The sequence below is a fragment of the Deltaproteobacteria bacterium genome (assembly GCA_016178705.1).
GTDB lineage: Bacteria > Desulfobacterota > Binatia > HRBIN30 > JACQVA1 > JACOST01.
In genome coordinates this window covers 43,150-55,725 of the sequence record JACOST010000021.1, presented here as the reverse complement: position 1 = coordinate 55,725, position 12,576 = coordinate 43,150, and the positions used below count along the sequence as shown (strand labels likewise).

General features: G+C 66.1%; 9 protein-coding genes. 2 read left to right on the top strand and 7 right to left on the bottom strand.

Features of this window, described 5'->3' with window-relative positions:
• Positions 1 to 53: 53 nt before the first annotated feature.
• Complete coding sequence (locus HYR72_15005) at positions 54 to 1,055, top strand: LLM class flavin-dependent oxidoreductase (protein ID MBI1816285.1); 1,002 nt, start codon at positions 54 to 56, stop codon at positions 1,053 to 1,055.
• On the top strand, positions 1,052 to 1,945 hold the full coding sequence (locus tag HYR72_15000) for an ROK family protein (GenBank protein MBI1816284.1): 894 nt from the start codon (positions 1,052 to 1,054) through the stop codon (positions 1,943 to 1,945). Before HYR72_15005 ends, HYR72_15000 begins: the two co-directional genes overlap by 4 nt.
• A gap of 11 nt (positions 1,946 to 1,956) precedes the next feature.
• Here HYR72_15000 and HYR72_14995 read toward each other — a convergent pair whose 3' ends face one another.
• The 7 genes from HYR72_14995 to HYR72_14965 all read right to left on the bottom strand — a co-directional run bounded on the left by HYR72_14995 (position 1,957) and on the right by HYR72_14965 (position 12,523).
• Complete coding sequence (locus HYR72_14995) at positions 1,957 to 4,272, bottom strand: CoA transferase (GenBank protein MBI1816283.1); 2,316 nt, start codon at positions 4,270 to 4,272, stop codon at positions 1,957 to 1,959.
• A 76-nt stretch (positions 4,273 to 4,348) separates the two neighbouring features.
• The gene (locus tag HYR72_14990; GenBank protein ID MBI1816282.1) at positions 4,349 to 5,500 is read right to left on the bottom strand and encodes an acyl-CoA dehydrogenase family protein; all 1,152 of its coding nucleotides are present in this window, start codon (positions 5,498 to 5,500) and stop codon (positions 4,349 to 4,351) included.
• Between the two features lie 668 nt (positions 5,501 to 6,168).
• On the bottom strand, positions 6,169 to 7,110 hold the full coding sequence (locus HYR72_14985; GenBank protein MBI1816281.1) for a cyclase family protein: 942 nt from the start codon (positions 7,108 to 7,110) through the stop codon (positions 6,169 to 6,171).
• Between the two features lie 58 nt (positions 7,111 to 7,168).
• Positions 7,169 to 8,008, bottom strand: a complete 840-nt coding sequence (locus tag HYR72_14980; GenBank protein MBI1816280.1) for a universal stress protein — start codon at positions 8,006 to 8,008, stop codon at positions 7,169 to 7,171.
• Between the two features lie 270 nt (positions 8,009 to 8,278).
• Complete coding sequence (locus HYR72_14975) at positions 8,279 to 9,361, bottom strand: cytochrome c (GenBank protein MBI1816279.1); 1,083 nt, start codon at positions 9,359 to 9,361, stop codon at positions 8,279 to 8,281.
• Positions 9,362 to 9,426: 65 nt separating this feature from the next.
• On the bottom strand, positions 9,427 to 10,839 hold the full coding sequence (locus HYR72_14970) for an FAD-binding oxidoreductase (GenBank protein MBI1816278.1): 1,413 nt from the start codon (positions 10,837 to 10,839) through the stop codon (positions 9,427 to 9,429).
• On the bottom strand, positions 10,832 to 12,523 hold the full coding sequence (locus tag HYR72_14965) for a glycerol-3-phosphate dehydrogenase/oxidase (protein ID MBI1816277.1): 1,692 nt from the start codon (positions 12,521 to 12,523) through the stop codon (positions 10,832 to 10,834). Before HYR72_14965 ends, HYR72_14970 begins: the two co-directional genes overlap by 8 nt.
• Between the last annotated feature and the right edge of the window lie 53 nt (positions 12,524 to 12,576).

Sequence of the window (12,576 nt, the reverse complement as noted above, 5' to 3'; positions counted from 1 at the left end):
CGGCACCTGTCGTATGAGTGCGTCGCCCCACGACGGCGGGCAGGAGGATCGACATGGCGCGCAAATTGGCAATCTCGTTTGACTGGCAAGGCACCTTCGATCGCGAACGGGCGTTGGAACGGGTCAAGATCGCCGATGAAGTCGGCGTTGATTCGGTGTGGATAGCAGAGGCCTGGGGGCGTGACTGCTTCACGCTGCTAACCCAGGTTGCCGAGCGCACCAAACGCATTCGCCTCGGCACCGGCATCGTCAACGTCTACTCGCGCACCCCGGCGGCGCTGGCGCAACACTTCGCCACGCTCGATGAACTGTCCGGCGGCCGCATGATTGCCGGGTTCGGCACCAGCGGGATCAACGTCATCGAGCACTTTCACGGCGTGAAGTTCGAGCCGTCGCTGACGCGGCTGCGCGAAGTGGTGGAGATCTTCAAGATGCTGATCCGGCACGAGCCGCTCAAGTACCGTGGTAAGTTGTTTCACCTCGAACGCGGCTTCACGCTGCGCTTCGCGCCGGTACGCCCGCTCATTCCGGTCCACTTGGCCACGCTGAATCCGAAGGCGTTGACGGTCACCGCGCGGCTCGCCGACGGCTGGCTGCCGGTGATGATCCCGATCGACAAGCTGAGCAGCGAGATCACGGCACTGCGCGCGCAAGTGACCGAAGCCGGGCGCGACCCGGGTGCGTTCGAGGTTCATGCGCCCGGTGGCGTGACCGTGGCCACCGGCGCCGCGCGACCGAAGGCCGAGATGGCGCAGGCTGGTACCACCGCCTTCTACATCGGGCGCATGGGCGTGTACTACGCGCGGCAGCTCGAGCGCTTCGGCTTCGTCGATGAAGTCGCCACGGTAAAGGAAGCGTGGAAGGACAGTTCCGCGGCGGCCGCCGCCGCGGTGCCCGAAGCGATGCGCCGCCGACTCGGTACCGTCGGCGACGTCAGCGAGTGTCGCGAGCGGCTGGCGGCCGAAGCCGCCGCCGGCGCCGACATCCACCGCGTCAACATCGTCACCGACGACATCCGCGAGTACGGCAAGACGTTGGAGCAACTGTTGGCGTGACGCGCGTCCCTCACCGTATCGGCGTCGACCTCGGCGGCACCAAGATCGAAGGCGTCGTCCTCGATGCGGACCATCAGCCGCTGTTTCGCCAGCGCGTCGCCACTGAAGCGGAGCACGGCTACGAGCACATCTTGGCGCGCATCATCAACTTGGTCGGCGCGCTGCGGGCGCATGCACCGATGTGCGCGGGCCTCGGCATCGGCACGCCGGGCGCCATTTCCACTGTCGATGGCACGATGAAAAATTCGAACACCGCGTGTCTCAACGGACGCGATCTGCGCGGCGATCTGGAGCGCACGCTCGGACTCCCGATCGTCATGGAGAACGACGCGAACTGCTTCGCGCTGGCGGAAGCCGTGGCGGGCGCGGGACGCGGCACCGGGTTGGTGTTCGGCGTCATCATGGGCACCGGCGTCGGCGGCGGCATCGTGATCAACGCCTCGTTGCACCGCGGCGTGCAGAACATCGCCGGCGAGTGGGGCCATCACTGCATCGATCCCAATGGCCCGCCTTGCTACTGCGGCCACCGCGGATGCGTCGAGGCGTACATCTCGGGCCCGGCAGTGAGTCGCGAATACGCGGCGCGCACCGGTGAGTCGCTGGCGATGGCCGCCCTCGTCGACCGTGCCCACGCCGGCCATCCGCCGGCCGTGGAGCTGTTGGACTATTTCCTCGATCGCTTCGGCCGCAGCCTAGCCAACGTCATCACCATCCTCGATCCCGATCTGATTGTGCTGGGCGGTGGGTTGTCCAACATCGATGAGCTGTACACTCGCGGCCGTGACGCCGTGGCGCGCTACGTCTTCAACGACCAGTTGCGCACGCCGATCGTACGCCACCAACTCGGCGACTCGGCGGGCGTGATCGGCGCCGCGCTGTTGGTGCAATGAGTCGACCGCGCTCAGTCGACCAGCGCGCCCCGCGATCGAAGTAGGGCGATGTGCTCGGACGAATACCCGAGGACACTGCGGAGAATCTCCTCGTTGTGCTCGCCGCGCTGCGGTGCGATGCGCGCGATGGTCACAGGCGTGGCGGCGTAGTGCACCAGCGTACCGGTTTGCTGGAACTCGCCCCAGTTCGCGGCGGTGCCGGTGTGCAACAAATTGTTGGCGAGAATCTGTTGATCGTCGAACAGGTCGGCAACACCAAGCACAGGCGCCGCGGGCACGCCCACAGCCGCGAGTTGTGCGAGCACTTGGTCGCGATCGCGGCCAGCGAGGATCGCGGCGAGCTGCGTGCCGGTAGCCCCGTCCGCCGGTTCGCCGGTCGGATCATCGGTTCGACACGCCGCGGCTACCGCGGCCCGCATCGCCGGCCAATGAGTCGCGGTGGCGCTGACGAAGATCCAACCATCGGCGCACTGGTACGCCCGTCGCAACGGATGACGGCCGATCAGATCACGGCCGCCGTGCTCCATGTCGGGTCGACCGTCGTAGTACACGAACTCGCCCGACTGCGCCGCCATCGCCGCCTGTGCCAGTGACGTCTCGACGAGTTGTCCGCGTCCCGTGCGCTCGCGCGTGTACAGCGCGGCCATGACGCCGAACGCCGCCAGCAAACCGACGGCGTAGTCGCACGCCGCGCAGGCGAGGAAGACCGGATCGCCGCCGTGTCCGCCCTGCGCAGCCATCACGCCGCTGCGCGCCTGCAGCAACGGATCAAAACCGGCCTCCTGCCCGCGTGGGCCGCTCGAGCCGAACGCGGTGATGCTGCCGTAGATGAGTCGGGGATTGATCGCGGCAATCGTTTCGTAGTCAATGCCGAGCCGTTGCGTCGCGCCGGGACGCAGGTTCTCCACCAACACGTCGGCGCGTCGAACCAAGTCATACACCGTGGCGCGCGACTCCGGCTTGCTGAAATCGAGCGCGACGCCGCGCTTACCTTGATTCCACCCGAAGAAGCCGAACCCGAAGGCGCGAAACGGATCGCCGCTCGGCGCTTCGATCTTGATCACATCAGCACCCGCGAGAGCCAGCACCATCGCGGCGGACGGGCCGGCGATGTAGTTGGTGAAGTCGAGCACGAGCGTGCCGGCGAGCGGGCCGGTCGCTTCGGGGCGTATGGCTGATGGCGTATTGCGGATCGGCGGCGGCGTTTGTCTCGTCACTTTCCACTGGTCACTTATCACTGCATCAAGCAGTCGCGGGGCTGCACACTGGATCGCGCCCGGGGTGTCGCGCAGATTCACCGGCACGCCCATCTGGATTGTGCGGCCGAGCTGCGAATCATCGATCTCTTGGCGCATGCCGAGGTGCGCGACCTGTGGGTCGTCGATGAAGTCGCTGCGGGTGAGCACTGGCGCGCACGGGATGTCGGCTTCGTCGAGCAGGCGCAGCCATTCGGCGCGCGGTTTGGTCGCGACGATCGATTGAATGAGTTGCTTGATCTCCGCCCAATACGCCGGAGCGATCACCCACGGCGCGCCATCGAAGCGGGGGTCGGACACCAACTCGGGCCGCTCGAACACCAGACACATCTTGTTGAAGAAGGTCGGATTGCCGCAAGCGATGAACAGCCAGTCGTCGCTCGCTTTGAAGAGACGATAGACCGGAATCACGCCTTGGGGGTCGCGCACCAATCCCATCACGCGCAGCAGGGCCGGATGCGCAACGATGCTGCCGGTCTGCATCGCGAACGCGCCCGCGAGCCACGACACTTCGATCGATTGGCCGCGGCCAGTGCGGTTCCGCGCATTGAGCGCGGCGCACACCGCGCCGGCGGCGAGCATCGCCGTCCCGTAACTCGCCACCGGCAGGGTGATGAACACTGGCCCCTCGCGGTAGCCCCACTGACTCGCGAGCAATCCGCTGCGGGCCGCGACCAGGTCGTCGCTGACCAACGCGTCCGCATCGGGACCGCGACCGCCATACGGCGGCATCCAGCATTGAATCAGCGCCGGGTTGCGCGCGGCCAAGGCATCGTAGCTCAGCGCGCCAGACTGCGAGAGCGAGTCCGTGATCAGCACATCGGCGTGATCGCAGAGCGTGTGCAGCCGAGCGCGTCCCCCGTCGGTGGCGAGATCGGCAACGACGTTGCGCTTGCTGCGGTTCCACACATGAAAGCCCGGCAGCGCGCGCGCGCGATCGCCGCCGGGCGGCTCGATCTTGATGACGTCGGCACCCTGCTCCGCCAGCAGCATGGCCGCGTACGGCCCGGCGATGTCTTGCGCGCACTCGACGATTCGGATGCCGTGGAGGGCTCCCAATAGTTTCGGCATAGGTTCCTGTAGGGGCACAGGCCTCGATTGCCGCCTCATTCCTCGGCGATCCTTCGCGTCGTCTCCGGCGAACGCTCTACTGCCAACTCGTCTCCACATCGCCTTTGCGCAGGCGGCCGGCGATGACGATCTGCTGCACTTCGCTCGATCCGTCGTACACGCGCACGACGCGCGCATCGCGCCAGATGCGTTCGATCATGTACTCGCCGCGGATGTAGCCATTGCCGCCGTGGATTTGCACCGCGTCGTCGACGGTCTGCCATAGCGCTTCGCCGGCGAACAGTTTGGCCGTCGACGACTCGCGGATCGCCGGTTGACCGCGATCGAGCAACCACGCGCTGCGATAGACGATGAGTCGCGCCGCTTCGGTGCGCGCGCTCATTTGCGCGAGACGAAACGCGATCGTTTGATGCTCGGCCAGCGGCTTGCCGAAGGTCTGTCGTTGCTCCGCGTACTCCAGTGCCAGCTCCATTGCCTTCTGACTGGCGCCGACACAACGCCCGCTCAAGGTCGTGCGGCCTTCGGAGAGGCAACGCTTGGCATACTCAAAGCCTTCGCCTTCCTTGCCGACGAGGGCGTCGGCGGGGATGCGGGCCTCCTCGAAAACGATTTCGGAGATGCGCGAGCCTTGATGGCCGAGCGTGTTAAACACCTGGCCGATTTGCACGCCCGGCGTCTCGCGGTCGACGATGAATGCGGTGATGCCTTTGTCGCTGCGCGCAAAGACAAAGAAGTGATGCGCGTGCGGCGCGTTGGTGATGAAGGTCTTGTGGCCGTTGATGATCCAGCTATCGCCCTTGCGCTCGGCGCGGGTTTGCAGATTGCCGGCGTCGGAACCGGCGCCGGGTTCGGTGAGCGCAAACGATCCGAGCCATTCGCCGGTCGCCATCTTCGGAAGGTAGTGTTGCTTCTGCTGCTCGCTGGCGAAGCGAATGATGCCGACGCAGCCGATGCCGGTGTGAACGCTGATGTGGCTGGCGAGTCCCCACGGCCCGCGGCCGAGCATCTCGTGTACGATCGTTTTCTGCACCACGTTGAAGCCGAGACCGCCGTACTCGGCGGGGATGCTGAGGCCGAACAGGCCGAGCTGGCGCGCGCCGTCCAGCAGCGCCGGCGGCAGCACGTTGGTCTTGTCGATCTCCCTCCAGACCGCGTTGGCTTGTTCCTCGACGAAATCGCGCACTGATTGTTGGAGCGCGAGATCGTCGTCCGAGAGAGTGAAGTCCATCGTCACGTTCCTTCCGCGGCGAGAGCTGTACACAAATTGGTGCGGCGCGCCAACCCAACCCTTGGACGCGGGGCTTTCGCCCCTGCGCCCCTCCACGGAGAGCCGGAACTCCGATGTCGGCGAGAGCGACGCCGATCGCGTCGCTACCTCAGAGGCCGCCCTCAGCGCTCGGCAGCGCAGCATTGGCATGTAGCTTCGCTGCGGCTGGTGGCACCGCGCGCGTGAGGCCGGCTCACAATGCCGCGGCCCATGGCGGAGCGCAGCGAAAGCGAAAGGGAGCGCGAGGGAAAACCGCGCCTCGGTTTTCCCTCGCTCCGAGCTTCGACGAGCCCACCTCCATCGGATGACCCTGCCCTTGCCCACTCGGACCGCGGTCATCGGATGCGGGGCTTCGCCCCTGCGCCCCTCTGAGGAGGGAACCATGGCGATGGTTCCCTCCTCAGGCTCCTCCTTCCGCGCCCGGAGCCGGGCAAATGGGGCGCGCCACTGTGAGTCGGCCTCGCGCGACTACCTCGGTGATTCCACTGCTGCGTTCCCGCCAATGATGCGCTGCTGTTCCGCACGCGACGGCCTCGGCGGGAGTTCCCGCTGATGGCAGTCGTGATTGTCGCAAGCCGTGGAGCCGGATGCCCGGCGCAAGAGATGAGGAGAACCGGGGCGCGGTGCCTTCACTTGATCGCATGCGGATTCACCGGCGAGCCGACCGCGCCGGTGACTGGCAACGGCGGCGCAACGAACATGAACTCGTAGACACCATCCGCCGCGCAGTCGGCGGCCAACTCCTCCAGGTCGAAGATCTCGCCGACGAGGATGCCCATGTTTACGATCGCGACACAGTGCAACGGCTGGAACACGTCGGAGGTTTCGTTCGGAATCACCTCTGTCCCCCACGTGTCGGTGGCGTAGCCGGCGATCTCGTGGGTGGCGAGCCACTCGGCGCAGGTGAGACTCAGCCCCGGCGCCGAACCGCCGGCGTACTGACCCCATTTCTTCTCCGCCCTCACCTGCGCCATCTGCCCGGTGCGAATCAGCACGATATCGCCACGGCCGATCGCAACCTTTTCGCGGCTCGCCGCGGCATCGAGATCGGCCGGCAGAATCGCTTCGCCCGGTTCGAGCCACGGCTTGTTCTTCAGCCGCGGGATGTCGAGCAGCACGCCGCGGCTGACAACCTTCGACTTGAGCTTGTCGATCGAGTTCTTCTTCGCGCCGGTGCTGTTGACCAGCTCGGGGCCACGGTCGTTGTACATCTTGCCGTCGAAGTAGATGTGCGCCAGCGCGTCCCACTGCGTCGCGCACTGCAGCGGCATGGTGATCGCGTCGTCGCAGTAGCGCAGGCCGGGAAGGAAATCCTGTGCGCCGCTGGCGATGTCACCGCCGTCTTGCAGCATGACGTGCAGCGGGTTGTGGCGGCCGCCGAAGCCGCTCTGCGGGCCGTTGCTGTCGAACGGAATCGCCAGACCGAACACCTTCCCCTGCTTCACCAGCTTGGCCGCCGCGACGATCTTCTCCGGCGTGACGTAGTTGAGCGTACCGATCTCGTCCTCGGCACCCCATTTGCCCCAGTTGCGAAAGCGGCGCGCCAACTCGCGCACAGTCGAAATGTCCATCGCGTCCTTTCCACTCACTCAACCAGAAACCACGAACCACAAACCAGAGACGAGAAACCTAGCGATTCAGAAACACCGGGCAGGCCGCGTTGCGCAGCACGTACTCGGTGGTACTGCCGAGTACCATCTCAATGATGCGGCTGTGGCCATAGGCGCCGATGAAGAGCAGACCGTGACTCCGCTCTTTGATGAAGTTGGCGATGCGCTCGGGCGCATTGCCGGTCTGCTGCAGCTCGTACTGGGTCTTGATCTGATACGAGCGCAGATAGGTTTCCGCTTCGTCGAGCTCCTTGCGGCCGGCTTGCTCGTCCTTGTTGACCGAGAGCACGGTCAGCGGCAACGATAGCGTGGTGCAGAACTCCGCCGCCGACTGCATCGCAGCGGCCGCGCGTTGGCTGCCGTCATACGCAAGCAACGGGTTGGCGCACTCATGAAATTCCAAGTTGCAGACAAACACGGGCTTCGGCGATTTACGAGTCACGCTTTCCGCCGTGCCGCCGAGCAGGCCGGTGGAGAACTTCTCGTTGACGCCGCGATGACCGATGACGACTAGATCGGCCGTGCGCGCGCGCTCGCAGATCTCGTTGGCGACCACGCCCATGGCGAGCGCCTGGTCGTGCGCGACACCGCGCGCGCTCGCCTGCGCCTCAAAGTCTTGCAGCAACGCTTGCCCGCGCTCGTGCAGCACCTCGCGCATCTTGGAGCTGAAGTCGAGGTAGGGCTCAAAACCGAGCGAACCGGAGATGTCGTGAAAGAACGAACCTTCGATGGAGACGATGTCGATCACGTGCAGCCCGATCACCCGGGCGCCCAATCGCTCCCCCAACCAGAACGCGTACCGCATCGCGGTGCGCGCGTGTTCCGAACCGTCGAGGCCGACGAGGATCGTTTTGATCATCACGCCTCCATTTCTGTCTCGGCTCTACCACTTTCGCGCGCGCGGCAGCAAGGCGACCTCTGATACGGGCGGGCGGCTTTGTACACAAACTGCCCCTCGATACGCAGCCCTTCGATACGAAGCCTCCGGCTTCTACTCAGGAACTGCTACTCGGGGAAGCGGTTTTTCTTCTCCCGGAACCCAATAACCGTTTGCCCGAGTAGATCGCGAAGCGATCGTATCGAGGGCCTTCTCGTGCAAAGCCGATGCGGTCTTTGCCCGCAGCCCCACTCACCACCACAACCCGCCGTCGAGATACTCCCACAGGAGGAACGCGCCGACGCGATAGTCGAACGGGCGATGGTCGCTCACCGGAATCTGCGCACCGATGCCGATTGCGAGATGGCCACGTTGGCTGAGCGGGATGTACAGCGTCGGCGCAAGGACGGTGTAATCCTGAAACGTGCCGGCGATCTTCTGCGCCGACTCGAATTCGAGCGCTGGCACCAACGCGTTCTTGCGTGCACCGAGTGGATACTGCAGGGCGAAGCGATAGAGGAAGCGCCGCGGGGCGCGGTTCGCATCGATCGGCAACACCGCGCTGAACTGCGTTTGCAGCACGAAACCGCCGGGCAATCCGTGCCCGCTCAGCAACGCCGGCGCGAAGGTCGTCGTGCCGTCACCAAGTCCGCGGCTTCGATCGCCCGACGGCACGATCAGATCCGTCGCCAGCGACACGATCGAGCGCGCCGGCAACGACGCGAACACCACCTGCGTGTACGCCAGCGCGAGGTCACCGAGGCCGCCGACCGTCGGCCCGCTCGTGTGGTCGATCAGCTCGATCGGCACGGTCAATTCGATCTGACCGCGCGCGCCGATGCGCCCCTCGATCGACACCTCAGCGGCGGCAGCGCGCTCGCCGCGGCCTTGGGCGACCGTCGGGGCAACGACCGCTTCGTCTTCCGGAAACGCCTTACTGACGAACACCGGCCGGCGAAAGTTCAACTCACCACGCGGCCAGTCCGGATCGCGGCAGAACGAACGGATGTAGTCGAGGATCGCTTGCACCTCGTCGCGGCTCAATACGTCACCGAACGCCGGCATTTGCGGCGACATGCCGAGCGCCACACCGCCGTGTGTCGCCAGCACGCCCCAGTCGGCGTCCGCCTCGCGCGTCACCGTGTTGCAATCAGTGAAGTCGGGCAACGGGACGGCGATGCCCGAACCCTGCGGCGCGCCGCGGCCGTCGTGACCGTGACACGTTGCGCACGCGTCTTCGTAGAGCTGACCTCCGTCGTCAGCGGCGTATGCTGATCGGCAGCACACCAGGAGGGCGATCGCCAGCACTAGGTAGGACGGTGGTCTTTCGAACATGATGAGGACAAATCCCTCTTGTCCAGACCGCGTCCGCCACGGTTTTCGCAGGAACAACCGCGAGGTTAGCCCTCCGGCAGCAGCGCGCCGGGATTCATGATGCTGTTTGGATCGACCGCGCGCTTGAGGGCGCGCAACAGATCGAGACCAACGCTGCCGAGCTCGTCCTTCAGCCAACGGGATCGCACGCGGCCGATGCCGTGATGGTGCGCGATGGTACCGCCGACGCGCAGCGTCGCCTCCATCGTTTTCTCCCAACACGCGAAGTACGTCGGTTCGGCTTGCGCCGGATCGTCGGGGCGCGCGACGAAGGTGAAGTAGATATTCGTCCCCTGCGCGTAGCTGTGCGAGCTGTGCCCCGATGCCATCACCACGCTCGGCACGGTGTTGATGGCGGCGATCACTTCCCGATAGAGATCGTGAATGCGATCCCACGTGGTCGCCACCTCGATCGTATCGAGCACGATGCCCTTCTTCAGAAACGGTTCGAAGCCGGGTACGTGGTTGCGCTCCGCCAGCCAGCGTGCGGTCGGTGCCTCGCCCGCAATCGTGCCGCCGTGCGCCGCGCAGGCTTGGCGGCAGCCGTCGATCTCAACAGCGGTCAGCGCGGCCGGTCCCTCCGAGAGCACCAGCAAGATGGCGTTGGTTCCGGTGCTGACATCGCCGAACAGGCGGCCGCTCTCGATGCCGTCGTAGAGCCGTAGCACCGGCGGGCGCCACCCGGCGCGCACGATCGCGCGAAGCGCCTCGAGCCCGGCGTCGAAGTCGGCGAAGCTGAAACTCTGCAGCACTTGACTCTCGGGCAACGGCAAGATGCGCAATGTCAACTCGGTGAAGATGCCGAGCGTGCCTTCCGAGCCGAGGAAGAGCTGGCGCAGATCGGGGCCGGTCGCACTGCGCGGACCGACGCGCGTGTGGACGACGCGGCCGTCGGGCAGCGCGACTTCGAGCGCCAGCAGCAGGTCTTCGATCGAACCGTAGCGTGACGAGAACTGCCCCGCCGCGCGCGTCGCCACCCAACCGCCGACAGTGGAGAGATCGATCGACTGCGGGAAGTGTCGCATCGAGTATCCGCGCGCGTTGAGCGCGGCTTCGAACGCCGGACCCATCATGCCCGGCTGCACGCGCACGCTGAGCGCGGTCTCGTTGATGTCGAGCACGCGGTTCATGCGGCGCAGATCGACGACAATCGTACCGGCGGCAGGCAACACCGCACCGCACACCCCCGAGCCGGCACCGAACGGCACCACCGCGATGCGGTGCTCGTTGGCGTAGGCGAGCGTCTGCGACACCTGCGCGGTGTCGGCCGGGCTCACCACGCACGCCGGTCGTGCGGTCAGCGTCTCGCGCAGCAATCGGAGTTGCGCGATCATCCACCAATCGTGGCTGTGCTCGCGCAATGTCGCCTCGTCCCAGCGCACGGCGTCAGCGCCGAGTCGCTGGGTGAGGTCGTCGCGAATTCGTTGAGGCTCACGCATGCGCGGCGCTCGCCGCCGGGGCCAGCTGCTCGGTCTGGAAGCTCTTCACGTCGCGCACGTGGGCATGATAGCGCGCGACCGCTTCGGCGATCTGCGTTTCACTCCAACCGTGCGCCGCCCCGATGATCCGCGCGACCGACGGCGCCGCGCTGAGGCCGTTGTCGAGACCGTAGAGCATCACGCGGCTGCGCCGTTCGAGGAAGTCGTCCAGTTCCAACACCATCTCGGCGCGCAGCGCATAGGTCACTTCGGCACGTGTGACGGCCGACGCCGGGGCGCAACGCGCTGCGAGCACAGGTTCAGAGTCCATCATCTCCAAGACGCGTTCAGCTTCGCTGCCGTAGAGGGCAACCAATCGCCCGACGATGTCGGCCGGCACGGCGGACCAGCGCGCGGACAAGCGCTCCGCGTATGCCGCCACGTCGTCGCCGGTGTCACCGCCGCACAGCGTCGCGCTGTCGCTGTCGCCGCGCTTGGTCGGCAACGGCCGACCCTGCTCGCGCAACCGCGTCTCGACCAGCGCCCCGATGCGCTCGGCCATCTTGCGAAACGTCGTGAGCTTACCGCCGGCGATCGAGATCATGCCGCCGGCGTTCACCATGATCTCGTCCTTGCGCGACAGCTCGGCCGGCTTCTTGCCCGCCTCATGCAGCAACGGGCGCAGACCGGCCCATGCCCCAACCACATCATCGAACGTGAGTGGCTCGATCCCGAACGTCGCGTTCGCCGCGTCGAGCAAGTACGACACATCGTCGCGTGTGATTTCCGGATCGTCGAGCCGGCCTCTGTAGTCGGTGTCGGTGGTGCCGAGGTAGACGGTGTCGCCGCGCGGCACGCAAAAGATCGACCGCTTGTCCGGCGTCTGCATCACGACGATGCGCGAGACTGGCAATCGCGCGTGCGGCACCACCACATGGATGCCCTTGCTCGGTCGCAGGCGACGCTGCTCGCCGTGGCCGTACAGCAACCGGACGTCGTCCACCCACGGCCCTGCGGCGTTGACGATCACGCGCGCGCGCGCCGTCAGCGTCGCGCCCGCCTGCTGATCGCATAGTGTCGCAGCCGTAATGCGATCGCCCTCGGTGACGAAGCCGGTGACCTCGACGTAGTTCGCCACCACGGCGCCGAGCGCCGCCGCCGATTTGATGGTGGCGATGACCAGACGAGCGTCGTCGGTCACGTATTCGTAGTACAGCCCCGCACCGTACAGATTGTCGGCGCGCAGCGCCGGTTCGTGAGCCAGCGCGGCGGCGCGATCGAGCATGCGATAGCGCTCGTCCTTGGCGACCTTGGCGAGGCGGTCGTAGGCGAGCAGCCCGACACTGAGCTTGGCGTAACCACCGCGGCTGTAGATCGGCACCAGCATGTGCATCGGGCGGGCAAGATGGGGCGCGATGCGCCGCACGCTGCGCCGCTCGCTGGCGGCTTCGAGCACGAGGCCAACGTCGCCCTGCGCGAGATAGCGCACGCCTCCGTGAATCAGTTTCGACGAACGGCTGCTGGTACCGCACGCAAAGTCGCGCCGCTCGACTAACGCCACCGACAACCCGCGCAGCGCAGCGTCGCGGGCAATGCCGGCGCCGGTGATGCCGCCGCCGATGACGAGCAGATCGAAAGTTTCGCGGCTCAGTGTGTCGAGATTGCGTACGCGCGCGGCGCGCGAGAGATCGAGTACGTCAGCCATGTGAGTTGTCGGTCACCTTTCCCGGCTTGACGCAGTTTGTCAACGCGGGAGCC